This window comes from Micromonospora sp. CP22, assembly GCF_009712475.1.
Lineage (GTDB): Bacteria > Actinomycetota > Actinomycetes > Mycobacteriales > Micromonosporaceae > Micromonospora.
The window spans coordinates 1-19071 of record NZ_VCJO01000028.1; the positions used below are offsets into that span (position 1 = coordinate 1).

Annotated in this window: 15 protein-coding genes and 2 tRNA genes; 10 read left to right on the forward strand and 7 right to left on the reverse strand. The window is 70.5% G+C overall.

Going from position 1 to position 19071, the window contains the following annotated elements:
• Positions 1-82: 82 nt before the first annotated feature.
• The 6 genes from FF096_RS24785 to FF096_RS24810 form a co-directional block, all read right to left on the reverse strand.
• Positions 83-1543: an SDR family oxidoreductase gene (locus FF096_RS24785; protein ID WP_155221978.1), complete on the reverse strand. Its 1461-nt coding sequence runs from the start codon at positions 1541-1543 to the stop codon at positions 83-85.
• Positions 1544-2163: 620 nt separating this feature from the next.
• Complete coding sequence (locus FF096_RS24790; protein WP_155221979.1) at positions 2164-3531, reverse strand: SDR family NAD(P)-dependent oxidoreductase; 1368 nt, start codon at positions 3529-3531, stop codon at positions 2164-2166.
• Positions 3532-3552: 21 nt separating this feature from the next.
• Positions 3553-3625 (reverse strand) — tRNA-Ser (locus FF096_RS24795).
• Between the two features lie 12 nt (positions 3626-3637).
• A tRNA-Ala gene (locus FF096_RS24800) sits at positions 3638-3710 on the reverse strand.
• A gap of 159 nt (positions 3711-3869) precedes the next feature.
• On the reverse strand, positions 3870-4136 hold the full coding sequence (locus FF096_RS24805; protein WP_155221980.1) for a hypothetical protein: 267 nt from the start codon (positions 4134-4136) through the stop codon (positions 3870-3872).
• A 468-nt stretch (positions 4137-4604) separates the two neighbouring features.
• Positions 4605-4841 carry a hypothetical protein gene (locus FF096_RS24810; RefSeq protein ID WP_155221981.1) on the reverse strand — a complete coding sequence of 79 codons (237 nt, stop codon included), beginning with the start codon at positions 4839-4841 and terminating at the stop codon, positions 4605-4607.
• A 132-nt stretch (positions 4842-4973) separates the two neighbouring features.
• Here FF096_RS24810 and FF096_RS26435 point away from each other — a divergent pair, with 132 nt between their 5' ends.
• From FF096_RS26435 to FF096_RS24840, 6 genes are all read left to right on the forward strand, one after another.
• Positions 4974-5339 (forward strand): hypothetical protein, encoded by a 366-nt coding sequence (locus FF096_RS26435; RefSeq protein ID WP_196222638.1) that lies wholly within the window; start codon positions 4974-4976, stop codon positions 5337-5339.
• Positions 5340-5547: 208 nt separating this feature from the next.
• Positions 5548-6720 (forward strand): ABC transporter ATP-binding protein, encoded by a 1173-nt coding sequence (locus tag FF096_RS24820; protein ID WP_309223882.1) that lies wholly within the window; start codon positions 5548-5550, stop codon positions 6718-6720.
• Positions 6717-8534, forward strand: a complete 1818-nt coding sequence (locus tag FF096_RS24825) for an ABC transporter permease subunit (RefSeq protein WP_155221983.1) — start codon at positions 6717-6719, stop codon at positions 8532-8534. Before FF096_RS24820 ends, FF096_RS24825 begins: the two co-directional genes overlap by 4 nt.
• Entirely contained in the window at positions 8531-9937 is a 1407-nt protein-coding gene (locus FF096_RS24830; RefSeq protein WP_309223883.1) for an aldehyde dehydrogenase family protein, read from the forward strand. Before FF096_RS24825 ends, FF096_RS24830 begins: the two co-directional genes overlap by 4 nt.
• Positions 9938-10089: 152 nt before the next feature.
• Positions 10090-11229, forward strand: a complete 1140-nt coding sequence (locus FF096_RS24835; RefSeq protein ID WP_196222639.1) for an ABC transporter substrate-binding protein — start codon at positions 10090-10092, stop codon at positions 11227-11229.
• A 218-nt stretch (positions 11230-11447) separates the two neighbouring features.
• Entirely contained in the window at positions 11448-12761 is a 1314-nt protein-coding gene (locus tag FF096_RS24840; RefSeq protein WP_309223884.1) for an aminotransferase class III-fold pyridoxal phosphate-dependent enzyme, read from the forward strand.
• A 72-nt stretch (positions 12762-12833) separates the two neighbouring features.
• Here the strand turns inward: FF096_RS24840 and FF096_RS24845 are convergent, their stop codons facing one another.
• Positions 12834-13901, reverse strand: a complete 1068-nt coding sequence (locus tag FF096_RS24845) for a LacI family DNA-binding transcriptional regulator (protein ID WP_196222640.1) — start codon at positions 13899-13901, stop codon at positions 12834-12836.
• Positions 13902-14079: 178 nt separating this feature from the next.
• Between FF096_RS24845 and FF096_RS24850 the strand changes: the two genes are divergently transcribed.
• From FF096_RS24850 to FF096_RS24865, 4 genes are read left to right on the forward strand one after another with little or no spacing between them, the layout of a single operon-like run.
• Complete coding sequence (locus FF096_RS24850; RefSeq protein ID WP_155221986.1) at positions 14080-15678, forward strand: thiamine pyrophosphate-binding protein; 1599 nt, start codon at positions 14080-14082, stop codon at positions 15676-15678.
• The gene (locus tag FF096_RS24855) at positions 15675-17183 is read left to right on the forward strand and encodes an aldehyde dehydrogenase family protein (protein WP_309223885.1); all 1509 of its coding nucleotides are present in this window, start codon (positions 15675-15677) and stop codon (positions 17181-17183) included. Before FF096_RS24850 ends, FF096_RS24855 begins: the two co-directional genes overlap by 4 nt.
• Complete coding sequence (locus FF096_RS24860; RefSeq protein WP_155221988.1) at positions 17176-18327, forward strand: aminotransferase class V-fold PLP-dependent enzyme; 1152 nt, start codon at positions 17176-17178, stop codon at positions 18325-18327. The genes FF096_RS24855 and FF096_RS24860 overlap by 8 nt, the downstream gene beginning before the upstream one ends.
• Positions 18303-19070, forward strand: a complete 768-nt coding sequence (locus FF096_RS24865; protein ID WP_155221989.1) for an SDR family NAD(P)-dependent oxidoreductase — start codon at positions 18303-18305, stop codon at positions 19068-19070. Before FF096_RS24860 ends, FF096_RS24865 begins: the two co-directional genes overlap by 25 nt.
• The last annotated feature ends 1 nt before the right edge of the window (position 19071 follow it).

Here is a 19071-nt window from a genome sequence, read left to right on the forward strand (position 1 = left end):
ACCCGACGCGCCGACCGTCGCTCACACGACCTCATAACCGCCGTGACCAGCACTTACCCCAGAACGCAATAGCCCTGAGCGATCACCAGGCGCAGGGTGTGTAGTCCTTGAGGAAGCAGCCGTGCAGGTCTTCGCCCTGTTCGCCGCGGATGATCGGGTCGTAGACCCGGGCCGCGCCGTCGACGAGGTCCAGCGGGGCGTGGAAGCCGGCGTCCGCCAGCCTCATCTTCGTCGGGTGTGGCCGCTCGTCGGTGATCCAGCCGGTGTCGACGCTGGTCATGAGGATGCCGTCGGCCAGCATCTCCTGGGCGCTGGTGCGGGTCAGCATGTTTAGCGCGGCCTTGGCCATGTTGGTGTGCGGGTGCCCTGGTCCTTTGTAGCCGCGGGCGAACTGGCCCTCCATCGCCGACACGTTCACCACGTACTTGCGGCGGGCGGTCGCTGCGGCCATCGCCGGTCGCAGTCGGCTGATCAGTACGAACGGCGCGGTCACGTTGCACAGTTGCACTTCGAGCAGCTCGACCGGGTTCACCTCGTGCACCGGCTGCACCCAGCTGTTGACCGGGTCGAGGTCCGGCACCAGACCGCCGGCGTCGATGGCGCTGGCTGTCGCGATCCGTTCCGGCGAGGCGGAGCCGCTGGTCAGCGCCAGCGCGGTGAGCACGTGCGGGGTGATGGTGGGCAAGTTCAGTGGGGCGATCAGGCTGCCCGCCGGGTCGCCCCGGCCGGCCGGTTTGGCGAACGTGATCATCTCCGGCAGCGGGCCGTCCGGCAGGGCCGCCGCCTCTGCGGCGACGAGTTGCGCGTACGCCGCAGGCGTGCGGCGGACGGTCTGCGCCGCGTTGTTGATCAGGATGTCGAGTGGTCCCTGGCCGCTGACCGAGTCAGCGAGGGCGATTACCTGGGCGGGGTCGCGCAGGTCGATCCCGACGATCCGCAGGCGGTGGAGCCACTCCCCGCTGTCGGGCATCGCGGCGAATCGGCGGACCGCGTCGTGGGGAAACCGTGTGGTCACCGTGGTGTGCGCGCCGTCGCGCAGCAGCCGCAGCGCGATGTACATGCCGATCTTCGCTCGGCCGCCGGTGAGCAGCGCGCGTCGGCCGGTCAGGTCGGTGCGGGCGTTGCGGCGCTCCCGGTTCAGTGCGGCGCAGGGCGGGCAGAGCTGATGGTAGAAGGCGTCCACATCGCGGTAGCGCTGCTTGCAGATGTAGCAACCGCGCGGTTTGTGTAGGACGCCGGCCGTGGCACCTGCGGTGGGGGAGGCGAGCGGGTTGCCCTGGGTCTCGTCGTCGATCCGGTTTGGGGCGCCGGTGGCGGTGGCCGCCGTCACTGCGCGGTCGGCCGCCGCGATGGCATCCCGCCGTTCCTCGCGTCGCCGCTGCTTGATCATTTTGTAGAGCTTCGCGGTGGCCCGCTGCACCCGCACCACGTCGGGGTGATCGGGAGGCAGGTCCTCCAACGCCTCGAAGACGCTGAGACAGGTCTCCAGCCGGGCCGGGTCAATGCGGTATTGACCGGTTTCCGTAATTTTGTCCGCCGTCATGTTGTCGCTGTCTCGTCCCGTTCCCTGCTCCGGATCTATCCGGCCCACCCCAAGTCCGACCCGGAACTGTACGCACCCGCGCAACCTCCGATGCATTCGGCGCCTGTTCACCAGCCAGAAGACCGTAGAGGCCACCCCACGACCAGGTCTATATGTTCAGGTCCGGTCCGTCTGTGGCGGGTAGTAGGTGACGGGCCAGCACGTCCCATAGGGGAGTCGATCACCGGACCGACCAACTATGTCTACCTGCTCCATTTCCCCGACGGAGGACCCTCGCTGCCGCCAGCACCGACTCCATCGTGTGGCTGTGGTGATCGTGGCGATCCGAGCAGACCCGAGCGGATCGCCACGATCACGACCCCCACCGGCGCGGTCTACTCGGTGGATCTCCCCGGACGGCCGGACTCTCCCCGCCGGGGCATCACCCACCAGGCGGGCGGGCGGCGGAAGCCGACAGGACATGGCCCAGATTGACCCGAACACGGCAGGCATTCGGCGGCAGGTACGCCGTACGCCCGCCGGGACCGCAGGCGGCGCCCGTCACGCCCTGCGGCCCGCCTGCCGTGACGGTTGACGTCCGCAACCCGACGTCGAGGTCGGCCCTGTCGTTGACCTTGCTGCTACCAGGGGACGACGGTGTAGTTCTTGAGTAGGACGCCGTGTAGGGGTGTGCCGTTTTCGCCGCTGATGATGGGGTGGTAGATGCGGGCTGCGGCGTCGGTGACGTCCAGTGGTGGTTGCCAGCCGGTGGCGGCGCGGTGGGCTTTGATGGTGGTGGGGTTCTCGTCGGTGATCCAGCCGGTGTCGACGGCGCTCATGTGGACGTGGTGTCGGGCGAGGTCGGTGGCGCCGACGCGGGTGAGCATGTTGAGGGCGGCCTTGCTGATGCTGGTGTGGGGGTGTCGGGTGGGGCCGGTGCTGTCTTCGGAGAACCAGCCTTCGCGGCCGGTCACGTTGATCACGTACCGGTTGTCGGGTCCGGGTGCGGTTAGGGCGGGGCGGAGTCGGTCGAGCAGGAGGAACGGTGCGACGACGTTGACGAGTTGCACTTCCAGTAGTTCGACGGGGTCGATCTGGCCGATGGTTGCGGTCCAGGAGTTCGTGGTGCCGGGGACGATGAGGGCGCCGGTGGCGTCGATGATGGAGGTCAGCTCCTGGCGGGGGGCTTCCGGAAGCGTGGACAGGCGGGCGCTCCAGTCGGGTGGTGCGGCGCCCGGTCGGAAACCGGCTGCGGATTCGATGGCGACGCCGTGGGGTGCGGCGTGTAGTTCTGCGGCGATGAGGGGCTGGTAGGCCCAGTCCGGTCGGCGTACGGTCTGGGCGGCGTTGTTGATGAGGATGTCGAGTCGGGGTGCGTCGTCGGCCAGTCGTTGGGCGATGTCGAGGACCTGGCAGGGGTCGCGTAGGTCGGCGCCGATGATGCGCAGCGAGGCGAGCCAGTCGGCGGCGTCTGGTTGGTGTGCGTAGCGGCGGGCGGCGTCGGCGGGGAATCGGGTCACGACGGTGACGGTGGCCCCGTCGCGGAGTAGTTTCAGCGCCGTCTGGTAGCCGATTTTGACCCGGCCTCCGGTGACCACGGCGCGGCGGCCGGTCAGGTCGGTGCGGGCGTGGCGGTGTCGGCGGTGCAGGTCCGCGCAGGCGGGGCAGAGAGCGTGGTAGAAGGCGTCGACGGTGCGGAACCGGTCGCGACAGGCGTAGCAGCGGCGGTCCCGCCGAGTTCGTCCGACCCCCACCGTGCCGGTGACGACTGCGGGATCTGCGACCGGTACGCCTTCGGGGCGGTCGGCGGCTGCCGTGGCGGCGTCGGCGATCACGGCCCGGTCGGCAGCGGCGGTCCTGCGCCGTCGATCCGCGCGGCGTTGGCGCTGCGCGTCCTTGAGCAGCCCGTCGACGGCGCGTTGGACTCGTTGCCGGATCGGGTCGTCGACGGGCAAGGCGCGGATCTCGCCGAGCACCCGCAGAACTTGCTCGACCTCGGCGCTGTCCATCATTCCTCCCAACCCGTCGGCGTGGTCGGACCGGATTCGAACCGGCGTCCTCCGCACGAGCAGTGCGGCGCGTCGACCTCTGCGCTACCGACCAGGCGACGGGGGTGGGACCCGACCGGACTCGAACCGGCATCCTCCGCCACGCTATGGCGGCGCGACTACCTCTGCGCTACAGGCCCCACCACGACGCATCGTAGCGACGCCGATCACCTTGCCGCCAACCGTTTACGCCTGCAGGGCGTTGACGCCGACCGGCGCGGCCCGTGCGTCGACGTGCCGCGATTCCGTGACCGAGGACCGCCCTGCGGTGTCCGAGAGCTCGAGGACGGCGAGGGTGATTAGGATCCCGGTAGGCGACGGGGAAACCCGTCGGTGACGGCGCGGATCTCGGCGACGGCGTCGCGCCAGTGCATCGACTGGCGTTCGGTGCCGAAGTGGAGGTGTTCGGCGCAGAACCAGTAGGCGTTCTCCGGGTGCCCGACCCAACCGACGGCTGCTCGTGCTTCGAGTCCTGCTCGCTCCTGGTCGTTGACGGCGAAGTTCACCACGGTGAATTGGGTAGCGCTGTCGGTTGATCCGCAGACGAGGCACAGCGGCGGCTTCATGAAAGCAAGTGTCGCAGCTTCGATCCGCATCACTGCACCAGGTTTCCCAGGGATAGGCGCTCTACTGGTGTAGGTCCGCACCAGCGTTGCCGCTGGCGGTTGCCCTGATCAGGGACGGCGTGATCGGTTTTCGCGGTCACGTCGCTGGGTCCTTCTCAAGATTGCGTCGCTTACCGCGTCTTCCGGCCCGGACAGCATCGATCGGCGACGAGCTTGTTGCATCGGAGCATGTAAAGCCGCTGCTGGACGCGGGATACCGGGAATGGTCGGGTCGGCGTAGGCAGCCACGGCAGCGCGGCGATCCGACGGCTGCCAGGAACGAAGCAACAGGTCGCGTGGATCTCAGGCTGCGCCAGCGCCGCCATTGGGCTCGCCCTATGGCGGCCGGCGGACGGCACATGGCTCGGCCGTTGCTGCTCTGGACGACATCACCACCGAGAGGGCCTCGTTCCGCATTCCGGGGTGGGTCTATTCGCCGGGCCATGCCCTCAGCGTGGTCCGATGGACGGGTTTGGCGGGATGTGGCCGTAGCCGCACGTGGGCGAGTTCGCCCTTGCGGATGGCGTTGATCAGGCGTTTTTCGGCTTGGTCGCGCCAGTGTGAGGCGAGTTGGCCGTGGATGCCGCAGCGGGCGGCGGCGATCTGGACGGTGACGCCTTCGAGTCGGGTTTCGGCGATGATGTTCGCGTCGTCGGCGTCGATCACTCCGATGGAGAGTGAGTGGTGGGTGTTCGGGTACGGGCGTGTTGGGTGCAGGTCGGGGCCTTGACCGCCCGACAGTCCGGCGCAGGCCACGAACGGCCGGAGTTCAAGCGAGTGGACAGCGGTCGACTATTGGTGCAGCTCAAGGCTCTGTTGGCTGTTGTTGGCCAAGTTCTTGGCCAACAACGGCAGCAAGCCGGGTTTCTGCTGTCTCGCCGGGTGCAGATGACCGACCCAGCGTTCGCCTCGGCGGACACCACCGCCTGCGCGAACGTCTTCATCATCGCCTGCAACACGTCCGGCGACGCGCCCGCGACCTGCTCGCACAGCAGGTCAACAGGGGTTCACATCTCAGATGTGGCCATCGCGCATCACTCTCCTTCACCGGACTTAGCCGTCTCGAAGGATCGCGCGGTGGCCGTCTCCTATCTACGCAACACGCCCATCACGGGCAAGTCGTACACCACTTCCCTGGACGTAACCCTTGTAGCGCGTCGCTGAACCGCCCGAGCTGGCTAGCTATGCACGCGGAACGCGTGAGAGCCTCGCCGCCCGTGAGGGGGCGGCGGATCGCCACGTTCTGGCCCTGAGCTGCATGGTGCCCGATCGCCGATGGAGCCGAATCACTTGCTGATCGGATCTTTCGCTGCTGGTAGTTCACATGCTACGAATACGTATGCACACTCGTCGCCAGCACAGAGGAGCAGCAGTGTCGAGCCGGGCCCAGCTTGGTGGTGCTGCCACCGCACCCGAAACGAACGGATCACCGGCCGCACTGCGTACGCCTGTGGAGGCGGGCGGCTCGGACGGTCGGCAGCTGCGGTTCACCGGGGTGACGAAGCGCTACCAGGACTTCGAGGCGGTGCGCGGGTTCGACCTCGACGTACGCGGCGGCGAGTTCCTCACCCTGCTGGGCCCCTCCGGCAGCGGTAAAACGACCGTTTTGTCGATGGTCGCCGGCTTCCAGTCACCGACGGCGGGGAGCATCCACCTGGGTGGGCAGCGCCTCGATCGGCTACCGCCGGAGCGGCGCGACATCGGCATGGTGTTCCAGAGCTACGCGCTCTTCCCGCACATGACGGTGCAGCGCAATGTCGCGTTCCCGCTGCGCATGCGTGGCATCCGCGGCGCGGAGTTGGCCCGCCGGGTATCCCACGCCATCGACCTGGTGCAGCTGGGCGCGCACTCGCACAAGTACCCCACCCAGCTCAGCGGCGGCCAGCAGCAGCGTGCGGCGCTGGCCCGCGCGATCGTGTTCGAGCCGCCGGTGCTGCTGATGGACGAACCGCTCGGTGCGCTGGACCGCAGGTTGCGCGAGGCGGTGCAGTTCGAGCTGGTCAACCTGCACCGCCAGATCGCGTCGACGATCATCTACGTCACCCATGACCAGGACGAGGCGCTCACCATGAGTGACCGCATCGTGATCATGAATGAGGGGCGGATCGAGCAGGTCGGCACCCCGCGCGAGATCTACGCGAGCCCGGCGAACGCCTTCGTCGCCACCTTCATGGGTGAGTCCGTCGAGTTCCGGGGCCGTGTCGAACGGATCGCCGACGGCATCTGCACGTTGCGGAGCGCCGACGGCGTCCACGTCCAGGGCCGCAACGGCCCGGGCTTGGCCGTGGGTGACGAGGCGGTCGTGGTGGTGCGGCCCGAGCGGATCACCCTGGCGCCGGCCGCGGACGGCACGGAGGCGGCCGGCGTGTCCGGGCAGATCACCGAGGTGCTGTACATGGGGCAACGGAGCCGCTACACGGTGCAGATCGACGGCGGCTCGGTGCTGCACCTGATCCGGGAGAACACCGTCGGGGTGGCCAGCTACGCGGCCGGCGACGACATCGTCCTGCGGTGGGCCGCCGACGAAGCGGTGGTGTTGCGGTGACCAGCGTCCCCGTCCGAGCCCCGGATCCACAGGCCGGCGCCACCCTGGCACCGCAGGAGAAGCCGGCGTCCTCCTCGCCGCCACCCGCCCGCAGATCGCCGATCGACCGGCTGGCCTGGCTGCTCGTGCCGGTGCTGGCCTTCTACGCCTTGACGCTCGCCTACCCTGTCGTCAGGTTAGCCGCCCAGAGCGTTCCCGACGGCGACCCGTTGCGCCACTATCGCACCCTGCTCACCGAGCCGCTCTACCTGGAAGCGCTCGGCCGCACCTTCATCTATGCCTCGGTGGCGATGCTCGGCGCGCTCATCATCGGCTATCCGCTGGCCTATCTGATGTCGCACGGACCTCGGCTGGCCCGGGCCGTGGTCACCACCCTCATCGTCATCCCGTTCTTCGTCGCGCTGCTGGTGCGGACCTTCGGGTGGATGACCATTTTCGCCCGCAACGGGCCCATCAACAAGCTGCTGCTGGGCCTCGGCGTGGTCGATGAGCCAGTGCAGCTGATGTACACCCAGCAGGCGGTGCTGCTCGGCATGATCGCCGTTCTGCTGCCGTACATGGTGCTGCCGCTCTACACCGTCATGCGCCGCATCGATCCGCGTCTGACGCAGGCGGCGAACGGGCTCGGTGCCGGTGGTCCGGCCGCCTTCGCCTTCGTCTTCCTGCCGCTGAGCATCCCCGGTGTGCTCGCCGGCTGCGTGCTGGTGTTCATGCTCGGCCTGGGCTTCTTCATCACTCCGGACCTGCTCGGCGGCTCAGGTGAACAGGTCTACCCGGTCCTGCTCAACCGGACCCTCACCACCGCCGTCGGCGAACCCGCGTTCGCCTCCGCCATGTCGATGGTGCTGCTGGTGGCCTCCTTCATCGTGTTGCTGGCCGTGTCGCGGGTGGTGCCCCTCAGCGCGATCTGGCGCCCGGAGAGCGCCGCCGTGTCCCGCCGCTCCGGCCGTGCCCTGGACGCGGGCTGGCGCCGCGTGAACCTGCTGATGCGCATCAGCCGGCTACCGTCGATCGTCTACCGCGCCCCCGGCCACGTGCTGGCCGGCGTCGGGTTGGCGCTGTGTCTGGTACCGATGCTCGCCGCCGTGCTGATGTCCTTCCAACGCTCGACCTTCGCCGAGTTCCCGTCGACCGATCTGACCACCGACTGGTATCGGGAGTTCCTGGCCGACCCGAGGTGGGTGGACGCCTTCCTCACCAGCATCCGGCTGGGTGTCGTGGTGGCGCTCGTCGTCACCACCCTCAGCACTCTCGCGGCGCTGGCGCTGGTTCGGGGGACCTTTCCCGGCAAGGATCTGATCATGGGGGTGATCGCCACCCCGCTGATCATCCCGAGTGTGGCACTCGCCTTCGGGCTCTATCTGGTGCTGTTCAATCTGCGGCTGGACGGGACCTTCGCCGGGCTGGTCATCGGGCACGCCATTCCTGCGGTGCCGCTGGTCACCCTGATCCTCGTGGCCAACCTGCGCGCCTTCGACTACCGCCTGGAGCAGGCCGCCCGCGGTCTTGGCGCGTCCCCGCTGCGGGCCTTCCTCACGGTCACCCTCCCGGTGCTGCGTCCGGGCTTCCTCGTCGCCGCCTTCTTCGGGTTCCTGACCAGTTTCGACGAGCTCGTCTTCACGATCAGTCTCGCCGGCACCGGGCTGCGGACCCTCCCGTTGCGGCTCTGGGAGGACCTGCATGTGCGCTTCTCGCCGATCCTCGCCGTCGTCTCCGTCGCCGAGATGCTCGTGGTGATCACCGTGCTCGGCGTGGTCGCGCTGATGATGCGCCTGCGCCAGCGTCGTACCGGTATGAAGGGATCGATCCTGTGAACCGTGACTACCTGAGCATCGACCCCCGCAGCGGCGAACCGATCGCCGGCACCCCGACCCTGACCCCCGACGAGACCTCCCGCACCATCGACGGGGCCGCCCGCGCTCAGCGGCACTGGCGTGAGCGTCCCACGGCGCAGCGCGTCGAGGCGCTACGTGCCCTCTCCGACGCCCTCGGCGACGCCCGGGACGAACTGGCGGGTCTGCTCGTACGCGAGATCGGCAAACCGATCGCGCAGTCGGCGGCCGAGGTCGACAAGTGCCGGGCACTGTGCGACGGGTTCGCCGACCAGGCCGAGACCCTGCTCGCCGACCGGCGCCCCCTGGCCGGGGACCTGCCGGCGCGCATCCGGCTGCGTCCCACCGGAGTGATCCTCGGCGTCATGCCGTGGAACTTCCCGTACTGGCAGACGCTGCGCTTCGCGGTGCCGAACCTGTTGCTCGGCAACGCCTGTCTGATCAAACCCGCGCCGAACGCCGCGCTGTCCACACTCGCCCTCGGCGACGTCGTCGCGCGGGCCGGGCTGCCGGCCGGGACGCTGTCGCCGCTGCTCGTCGCCGAGTCGGCCGTGGCCGACGTGATCGCGCATCCGGCCGTCGCCGGCGTCTCGGTCACCGGCAGCGTCACCGCGGGTGCGGCAGTCGCGGCCGTGGCGGGTGCGGCGGTCAAGAAGGTCGTGCTTGAACTCGGCGGGTCCGACCCGTTCATCGTGCTGGCCGACGCGGACGTCGACGCCGCCGCGTCCGCTGCCGCCCGGTCCCGGCTGGGCAACGGCGGGCAGAGTTGTGTGGCGGCCAAGCGGTTCATCGTCGAGCGGCCGGTCGCCGAGGCATTCCTCGCCGCGTTGACCGAACAGTTCGCCGCACAGCGGGTCGGCGACCCCGCGGATCCCCGTACCACCGTCGGCCCGCTGGCCCGCGCCGACCTGCGCGACCTGCTGCACAGCCAGGTCCGGGAGTCCGTCCGCGCTGGGGCCCGGGTGCTCACCGGCGGCGAACCGGTCGCCGGGCCCGGCTTCTACTATCCGCCCACCATCCTCACCGACGTTCCCGTCGACGCACCCGTGTGGCGGGACGAGACCTTCGGGCCGGTGGCGCCGGTGTTGGTCGCCGACAGCGAGCAGGAACTGCTCCGGCTCGCCGACAGCGACGAGTACGGACTGGGGGCGAGCGTGTGGACGGCGTCGCCGGAACGCGCCGACCGTCTCGCCGGAGCTCTTGACGCCGGCATGGTCTTCGTCAACGAGATCGTGCAGAGCGACTGGCGGTTGCCCTTCGGCGGCGTCCGTCGTTCCGGTATCGGCCGTGAACTCGCCGCCGACGGGATCAGCGAGTTCGCCAACATCCAGACCCACTGGCACGGCCGCCCGTCCGGCCTGCCGTCGCCCACACCGCAGCAGTAGTCACGCATCAGAAGTCACGTCGCTACCAGACGAACCGGGCGGGCCAGTCACCTGGACTAACGCGCCCTAGCGATGAAGTGGAGCCGATCGAGATGACCCTACCTTTCGGACGATATTCACACCCCCGTCGGTCCGGCCGGACCGTACGCCAGTTGGCCGCCGCGGTGGCGGCGGTGACCGTACTGGCCGCGTGCGGCGGTGGCAACAGCGCGGACGGACCCGCCGCCGGTGACTTCGACGATCGCCCGTGGAACACCGGCGACCTGAGCGGGAAGATCACCAACGTCGGTTTCGGTGGCACCTTCTCCGACGCCGAGTTCACCCACGTCTGGAAACCCTTCACCGGGATTACCGGCGTCGAGGTGGTCGAGGTGCCGTGGTCGACCGACATCTACAACCGGATCGAGAGCCAGGTCGCCGCCGGTCGGGTCGACATCGACCAGTTCAGTGTGACCGCCGGCAACTACGAGCAGTTCGCGGAGTGCTGTCTGGAGGACATCGACTACTCGCTGTTCCCGAAGTCGGTGCTCGACTCGATGGACGACAAGTACAAGTTGCCCAAGGCGGTCGGGTACGCTGAGGCGTCGATCGTCCTGGCCTACAACCTCGACGCGTACCCGAATGCCGAGTCGCAGCCCAAGTCGTGGGCCGACTTCTGGGATGTCGGGCGGTTCCCCGGCAAGCGCTCGCTGCAGAACTTCGAGCCGGTCAAGGTGATCGAAGCAGCGCTGCTGGCCGACGGGGTCGAACCGGAGCAGATGTACCCGCTCGACTTCGACCGGGCGTTCCGCAAGCTGGAGCAGATCAAGCCGCACATCGTGAAGTGGTGGGGTTCCGGCACCGAGGCGCAGCAACTGCTCGCCACCGGTGAGGCCACCATGGTCGCCATGTCCAACGCTCGTATCGAGGATCTCATCGATCAGGGCGCCAAGGTCGCGTACACCCTGAACCAGGCCCTGGCCCACGTGGACTTCCTCGCCGTACCGAAGGGCGCGCCGAACGCGAAGGCGTCGATGGCCAGCATCGCCTTCCGGTTCGAGCCGAGCATCGGCGCCCGGATCGGTGAGGCCTGGCGGCAGCCGATCCCCTCGACCGCCATCTACGACGCGGCCGACAAGAAGCTCGCCGACCGCTGGACGACATCCACCAACGACGTCCCCGAGCTGGGTGGCGTACCCAACGACATCACCTTCCGGATCGATTCCTTCTTCTGGTACAAGCCGTACGCGGGCACCGACCGCAGCAACTACGACGTGGTCAACGAACGGTTCCAGAGCTTCATCGCCGGCTGACCGTGGTCGGGGCGGTCGCAGGATGCGACCGCCCCGACGGACCACCCCTGCCACCACGCCATCCCACGCCGCGCCCCTCATCCCCACCTCCTCCGGTCGCTGCCCGTCGGAGCCGGCGCGCTCGCCCGCGCCTTTCGGCAGGTGCGCCGGTGCCGGTGTGGGCCACTTTGTCCGGAAGTGGGGTCAGCGCGGCGTCCGGGTCGACAAGGAGCTTGCCCGTGACCACGACATCGTCCAGCCGGATCTCACCGCCCGCCGCAGCCGACCGGCCGCCGGCCGCCTCCCGACTGTGGCATCCGTTCTCCAGCCTGGGTGGCACCCGCGCCAGCGAACTGACCCTTGTGGAGGGGAAGGGCGCGCAGGTGCGCGACAAGGACGGAAACTGGTACCTCGATGCCACCGCGGCGCTCTGGTACGCCAACGTCGGCCATGGTCAGGCCCCGATCGCCGACGCCATCGCCGAACAGGCCCGACGTCTCGCGGCCTACTCCACCTTCGGCGACATGTCCAATCCGGCGGCGGCGGCACTTGCCGAGCAACTCGCCGATCTCGCTCCGTCGGCGGACCCGATGGTCTTCTTCACCTCCGGTGGATCGGACGCGGTCGACACCGCCGTGAAAATGGTCCGGCGCTTCTGGACGCTGCGCGGCGAGATCGACCGGAGCGTCATCGTCTCCCGCAGCCTGTCCTACCACGGCATGCACGGGCACGGCACGTCCCTGGCCGGGATCGCCGCGAACAACGCCGGCTACGGCACGGCGCCCGACCCGGAGTTCGTGCGGGTGCCGCACGACGACGCCGGGGCACTGCGGCGCGTCATCGACGAACTGGGTTCGTCGCGGGTGGCGGCCTTCTTCGTGGAACCGATCATCGGCGCCGGTGGTGTGTACCCGCCACCACCCGGCTATCTGACCGAGGTGGCGCAGATCTGCCGGAGCGCCGGTGTGCTGCTGGTCGCCGACGAGGTCGTCACCGGCTTCGGTCGTACCGGCGACTGGTTCGCCTCGGCCAGCTACGGCATCGAACCGGACCTGTTGCTCTTCGCCAAGGGCGTCACCTCCGGCTACGTGCCGCTGGGCGGGGTGATCGCCGACCGTGGATTCTGGGAGGTGTTCGCCGACGCCACGGCGGGGGTCTTCCGCCACGGTTACACCTATTCGGGCCACGCGGTCGCCTGCGCGGCCGCGCTCGCCAACCTGCGGTTGCTGGTCGAGCAGGACCTTCTGGCCCGGGCGGCCGTGCTGGCTGAGGAGCTCGCCGTGCGACTGCCCCGCCTGGCCGAGCTGCCCGGGGTGCGTGAGGTTCGCTGCGCGGGACTGCTCGGCGCGATCGCCCTGGACACCGTCCGGGATCCCGCCCTGCCCGAACGCGTGGTAAGGCAGGCCCGCGCCGCAGGCGTGCTGACCCGGGTGATCAATGGCGACAGCGTGCAGCTGTCACCAGCCTTTGTGCTCACCGACGAGCAGCTCGGTCAGCTCGTCGACCGGCTCGCCGAGGCGATCACGGCGGCGGATTCGGTGCGGACCGGCTGACCGCCGACCGGACCGGTGCACCGCGCCGGGTCCGGTCGGCGGTCAGTGCTCACGCGCGGGCGGACGCAGAGCTCAACCGCGTCCGCCCGCGCGTGCCCCGCAGGTGTCGCGGATGACCAACTCGGCCGGGAGTACCTCGTCGACCGCCGGGCCCTGCCGGTCGTCGCCGATGCGGCGCATCAGCAGGTCGAAGGCGCGACGCCCCATCTCGGGCGCCGGTTGGCGCACAGTGGTCAGCCCGATTCCCTTCAACGCCGCCACCGGCACGTCGTCGAAGCCGACCACGGCGATGTCCTGCGGCACCCGGATCCGGCGGTCGTGCAGGGCGTCGATGCAGCCGAGCGCGATGACGTCGTCGGCGCAGACGATGGCCGAGGGCGGCTGGGCGGTGGTGACCAGCCGATGCGCCGTGATCCCTCCGCTGAGGTGGGTGAAGTCGCCGTGTACGACCAGATCGGGGTCGATGTCCAGGCCGGCCTCGATCATCGCCTGCTGGTATCCGTCGAATCTGAGTTGATTGGTCGAGGTGTCCGCCCGCCCGCCGGCGAAGGCGATCCGGCGGTGGCCGAGCCGGATCAGATGCTCCGTGGCGATCGCGCCGCCGCGCTGGTTGTCGATGTGGACGCTGTCGAGCGTACCGCCCGGCAGGGTCCGGTTGACCAGTACGACCGGTGTTCCCGCGCGGATCACCCGCTGCAGGTCGTCGGCGCCGCTCTGCAGCGCCGAGGTGAGGATCGCCCCATCGACCTGGTGCTCCACCAGCAGCTTGAGGTAGTCCATCTGTCGGCGCGGGCTCTCCTGGGTGTTGCCGAGCACGACGTTGTAGTCGTGCTCGGCGGCGGTGGCCACGATCGCCTCGATAAGCTGGGGATAGAACGGGTTGGTGATGTTGGAGACCACCAGGCCGATGAGCTGGCTGCGGCCGGTTATCAGGGTGCGGGCCGCGGCGTTGGGCGTGTAACGCAGCTGTTCCATCGCGGCGAGAACCCGGTTGCGGGTGACCGCGGTGATCCGGGGATGGTTGTTCAGCACCCGGGAGACCGTCGACTGCGACACTCCGGCCAGCCTGGCGATGTCGTGGCTGCTCACCTTCCGGCGTTGTCCGGGTGGCGGGGCCGCGACATCGGGTCCACTAGTCATCTCGTCATCCATCGCATCAGTGGTCTGTGCGCTCGTATTGGCCGGTCAGGCCCGCGATGTCGCGGTGGGGGTGGTCTTGACGACGGCCAACGCATCATAGCACCATGCATACGTATTCCGAGCCGCCTGGGCATGGCGGATTCAACCATGACCGTCGACCCCTGCGGCAGGAGTGGTGATGACCTTCCGAACAACCCTCGGCACCGCCGTGGTGCGTGCCCTGGCCGCCGGGGGAGTGGACCGCATCTTCGGCATCCCCGGCTCCCACACCCTCGGTCTCTACCGTGCGCTCGACACCGCCCGTGTCGAGCACGTCACCGCTCGACACGAGCAGGGGGCCGGGTTCATGGCCGACGGCGCAACCCGCGCGAGTGGACGGGTCGCGGCCTGCTCGGTCATCTGCGGTCCCGGGGTGGCCAATGTGGCCACCGCGATCGGGCAGGCGTACTCGGACGCGGTGCCGATGCTCGTGCTCGCCGGTGACCTGTCCCGGGCGGAACGGGGCGGTCGCGGCGGACACGCCCACGAACTGCGTGACCAGGACGCCCTGCTCCGCGCCGTCACCGACCGGGTGACCCGGGCCAGCGAACCCGAGGACGTCCTGCACGCGCTCCACGACGCGTTGACCCCACGCCGGTGGGGACGTCCCGGCCCGGCCGTGGTCCAGGTCCCGCAGGACCTCTGGGACGCCCCCGTCGACCCGCCCGGGCCGGACACGAGCGTCGCCCCGGCGCGCCGGCCGCTGCCGGCCGATCCCGGCGCCGTCGACGAGGCCGTGGCGATGCTCGCCGCCGCCCACCGGCCGGTGATCGTCGCCGGCGGGGGCGCCGCGGGCGCCGCCGAGGACCTGCGCACCCTCGCCGAACGACTCGACGCCCCGGTGCTGACCACCCTCAACGGCAAGGGCACGATCGACGCCCGGCACCGGCTGCACGCCGGAATCGTCACCCAGCAGTACGGCGTTCCGCACGGTGCCGCGCAGGCCCTGCTCACCGGCGCGGACGTGGTGCTGGCGGTCGCCACCGAGCTCGGCCCGACGGACTTCTGGGCATCCCGTCCACGGCTGACCGGTCGGCTGATCCACGTCGACGTGGACCCGGTGGCCATCGGTCGTCACCTGCCCGCCGACGTCGCGGTCGCCGCGGATGTCGCCACCGTCCTCGCCGAGATGGCCGAACGGCTGCCGACGGCGCACCGATCCAGCACCGAGCGTGCCGCCACCTGCCGCCGGCGGATCCTGGACGAGGCGGCGCCGCTCGCTGCGCCGTACGCCCCGTGGATCGCGGCGCTGCGCCGGAGCATGCCTGACGACGCCTGTCTCGCCGTCGACTCGACCAGCGCCAACTACTACGGGGCGACGCCACTGTTCCCGGTGCACCGCCCCCGTGGCTGGCTCAACCCGTCCGGGCTGGGCACCCTCGGCTACGCCGTGCCGGCGGCCATCGGCGCGGCGGTGGCCACCCCGGGACGGCCCACCGTGGCGCTGGTCGGCGACGGCGGGCTCATGTTCACCCTGACCGAGTTGCTGGTCGCCGCGGAACGGGACATCCCACTGGTCACCGTCGTCTGGCGCAACGGCGGTTTCGGCGAGATCGCCCGGTTGCTGGAGGAGCAGGGTGCCGGACCGGTCGGCTGTCGCCAGCGCGCGCCCGACTATCCGGCGCTGGCCGCCGCTTTCGGTTGTCGGTACGCCGAGCCGCAGACCCCGGCCGAGTTCGCCGCCGCCGTGGCCGGTGGACTCGATGCCAGCGGCCCGACCCTGGTGGTGGTGCCGTGACCGGCCTGCTCGCCCAGGCCACCGGCGCCTGGATCGACGGTGCCTGGCACTGCGGTGATGTCGTCGAGCCCGTCATCGACCCGGCACGCGGTCGGCTGCTGCGCCACCTGGCCGGGCCGGGACCGGCCGGCGTCGACCTCGCCGTCGAGGTCGCCCGCGGACGGCACACCGGTGGCACCTGGCGTCGCGCGTCCCCCGCCGCCCGCGCCGCCGTACTGACCCGCCTCGCTGATCTGATCGAGGAGCACGGAACGGAACTGGCCCGCATTGAGACCGCGGAGACCGGTTCACCGTTGCGGCTGCGCCACGCGGTTGACGTCGCCGGCAGCGCCGCCGCCCTGCGCTGGTTCGCCAGCACCGCCCGCCACCTCGACGGCGTCGCCACGGCCGAGTACGTACCCGGGCACACCAGCATGCTGCGCCGCGAACCGCTGGGCGTCGTGGCCGGCCTCGCGCCCTGGAACCATCCGCTGCTGATGGCGGCCTGGAAGGTCGGGCCCGCCCTGGCCGCCGGCAACTCCATCGTGCTCAAACCAGCACCGCAGACCCCGCTGACCGCGCTCGCCCTCGGGCCGCTGGCCGCCCGGGCCGGCCTGCCCGACGGGGTGCTCAACGTGGTGACCGGCGGGACCGAGGTGGGGCAGGCCCTGGCGTCCCACCCCGACATCGACCTGGTCTCGGTCACCGGCGGCACGGCCACCGGACGGCGGGTCCAGGCAGCGGCCGCGCAGCACGTCGCCCGTACCCATCTGGAACTGGGCGGCAACAGCCCGCTCGTGGTCTTCGCCGACGCCGACCTGGACCGCGCGCTGCAGGCCGCGGTCACGCTCGGATTCTTCAACGCCGGACAGGACTGCACCGCCGCCGCCCGGTTCCTGGTGCAGCGCTCGCGCTACGAGCAGTTCGCCGAGATGCTGGCCCGGCGGACCGCCCAGTTGACCGTCGGTGATCCGCTGCGCGAGGTCGACCTCGGGTCGCTCATCGACCGCGCCAACCGGGACCGGGTCGCGGCCCTGGTCGCGGAGGCGGTGGCGGCGGGCCACACGCCGCTGACCGGCGGCGGGGTCGTGCATCCGGACGGGCTGTCCGAGGGCGCGTTCTACGCGCCCACCGTCTTCGCCGGTGTCCCCGACGACGCGCCGATCGTCGCCGAGGAGATCTTCGGGCCGGTGGTCACCGTGCAACCCTTCGACGAGGAGGAGGAGGCGTTGCACCGGGCCAACAACTCACCGTACGGGCTGGCCGCCGCCGTCTACACGCGCGACGTCGGCCGGGCCATGCGTTTCGCTCGTGACCTCGACGCGGGGCAGGTCTGCATCAACTCCTTCGGCATCGGTGCGGAAGAGATGCCGCACGGCGGGGTGAAGCAGTCCGGTCACGGCAGTGACCTGTCGCGGTACGGCTTCGAGGAGTACACCCGGCTCAAGCACGTCATCGTCCATCTCGGGGAGTCCGAGACGGCGGCGATGCCCGAGCGGCCACGGGAAGGCGGCACGGATGGCTGACCCGAGCGACGGCGGGCTCACCGCCCTGCGAGCCGCGATCCCACTGCTGGCCACCAGGGCGTACCTGTTCAGCGGCGGGATAGCGCCGCTCGCCGAACCGGTCCGCGCCGAGTTGACCTCCTGGGTGGACCAGTGGGCGAGCGACCCGCTGGTCCACCGGGGCGACTACTTCGGCGGCTGGGACCGGTTGCGCGACGCGTTCGCCCAGCTGGTGGGGGCGGCACCGGAGGAGGTCGCGATCACCGAGAACACCTCCCGGGCGACGAACCTGGCGCTGCGGCTGCTGGGCCTGCCGGCCGGATCCACGGTGCTGGTGGACGACACCACCTATCCGACGATGGCCTGGGCCGCGCTCCGGCACGGCCTGCGGGTCCGCCAGGTGCACCGGACGCCGGGCCAGCGGGCGGTCGACGCCTTCGCCGCTCACGCGGACCCGACCGTCAGCTGCCTGGCCGTCTCCCATGTGGCGGCGCTCGACGGTTACCGCCACGACCTCGCCGAGCTGGCCGGCCTGGCCGCCGAGCGGGGGATGCGGCTCTTCGTCGACGCCGCCCAGTCCACCGGCGTGGTGCCGGTGGAGATGACCCGGGACGGCGTCGACGCCCTGGTGAGCACCGCGATGAAGTGGCTGCTCGGCCCGCCGGGCGTCGGCTTCCTCGCCGTCCGTGGGCAGGCCGCCACCGGCGGGCCGCTGGACATCGGCTACGTCAGCGCCCGGATCGGGGACTCCTACCGGCTCACCGAGTTGCCCGAGGTGCCCGCCGGTGCGGCGGGCAGCGAGGTGGGACTGGTCGCGTTGCCGCTGCTGTCGGCGGCTGCCGCCGGCATCCGGCTGGTCCGCGCCGCCGGCGTCGAGACGATCGCCGCGCGGGTGGCGCAGCTGGTGCAGCGGGTCGTCGACGGGCTGGCCGCGCGCGGCATCGCGGTCGTCACCCCGGCGGACCCGCAGCGACGCGCCGGCGTGGTCTCCTTCGCCGCCGACAACGCCCCGGATCTGGCGGCCCACCTGCGCGAGTGTGGCGTGGACGTGTGGGGATACCCGTCCGGTCGGGTGCGGGTGGACCCGCACGGGTTCAACGACGACGACGACATCGACCGGTTACTGGAGGGGATCGACGTATGGCACAGGCAGCGCAGCCGGTGACCGTCGCCGGACGGGTCGCGCTGGTCACCGGTGCCGGTAGCGGCCTCGGCCAGGCGATCGCGGTGCGGCTCGGCGCCGCCGGCGTCCGGGTCGCGGTGCACTACGGCAGTTCGGCGCAGGGCGCGGCACAGACCGTGGCGGCGGTACGCGCGGCTGGTGGCGAGGCGATCGCCATCGCCGCCGACCTGACCGACCCGGCTGCCGCGCCACGGCTGGTCGAGGAGGTGACGGCGGCCCTCGGCCGCGTCGAGATCCTGGTCAACAACGCGGCCACCACCCGCTTCATCCCCTTCGAGGATCTGGACAGCGCCGATGACGAGGTCTGGACGGCGCTGCTGCGGGTGAACCTGCTCGCCCCGGTCGCGCTGGCGCGGGCGACGTTTCCGGCGATGGTCGACGCCGGGTGGGGGCGGGTGCTCAACGTGGCGTCGACGTCGGCGTTCGAACCGGCCGGCAGCAGCCTGCCGTACGCCGTGTCGAAGTCGGCGCTGGTCTCCTTCACCCGGGGACTGGCCGCCGTCGCCCCAGCCGGTGTCGCGGTCAGCGCCGTCGCCCCGGGCTGGATGGACACCCCGTGGACGGCCCGGCACACCGGCCGGACGGACGCTGTCGTGTCGGCCGAGGTCGACGTCGACGAGGTGGCGCGGGCAGCGGTGGAGCTGATCGGGGGCACCGCCGGCAACGGCACCGTGGTGGTGCTCGACGGCGGCGCCCGGTGGCGCCGCCTCCAGCAGGGCGGGTGAC

Excerpts from the sequence above, each read along its gene's own strand:
- FF096_RS24845 (WP_196222640.1), bottom strand. The coding sequence starts at position 13,901 with ATGACTAGTGGACCCGATGTCGCGGCCCCGCCACCCGGACAACGCCGG.
- FF096_RS24805 (WP_155221980.1), bottom strand. The coding sequence starts at position 4,136 with ATGAAGCCGCCGCTGTGCCTCGTCTGCGGATCAACCGACAGCGCTACC.
- FF096_RS24860 (WP_155221988.1), top strand. The coding sequence starts at position 17,176 with ATGGCTGACCCGAGCGACGGCGGGCTCACCGCCCTGCGAGCCGCGATC.
- FF096_RS24850 (WP_155221986.1), top strand. The coding sequence starts at position 14,080 with ATGACCTTCCGAACAACCCTCGGCACCGCCGTGGTGCGTGCCCTGGCC.
- FF096_RS24865 (WP_155221989.1), top strand. The coding sequence starts at position 18,303 with ATGGCACAGGCAGCGCAGCCGGTGACCGTCGCCGGACGGGTCGCGCTG.
- FF096_RS24790 (WP_155221979.1), bottom strand. The coding sequence starts at position 3,531 with ATGGACAGCGCCGAGGTCGAGCAAGTTCTGCGGGTGCTCGGCGAGATC.
- FF096_RS24785 (WP_155221978.1), bottom strand. The coding sequence starts at position 1,543 with ATGACGGCGGACAAAATTACGGAAACCGGTCAATACCGCATTGACCCG.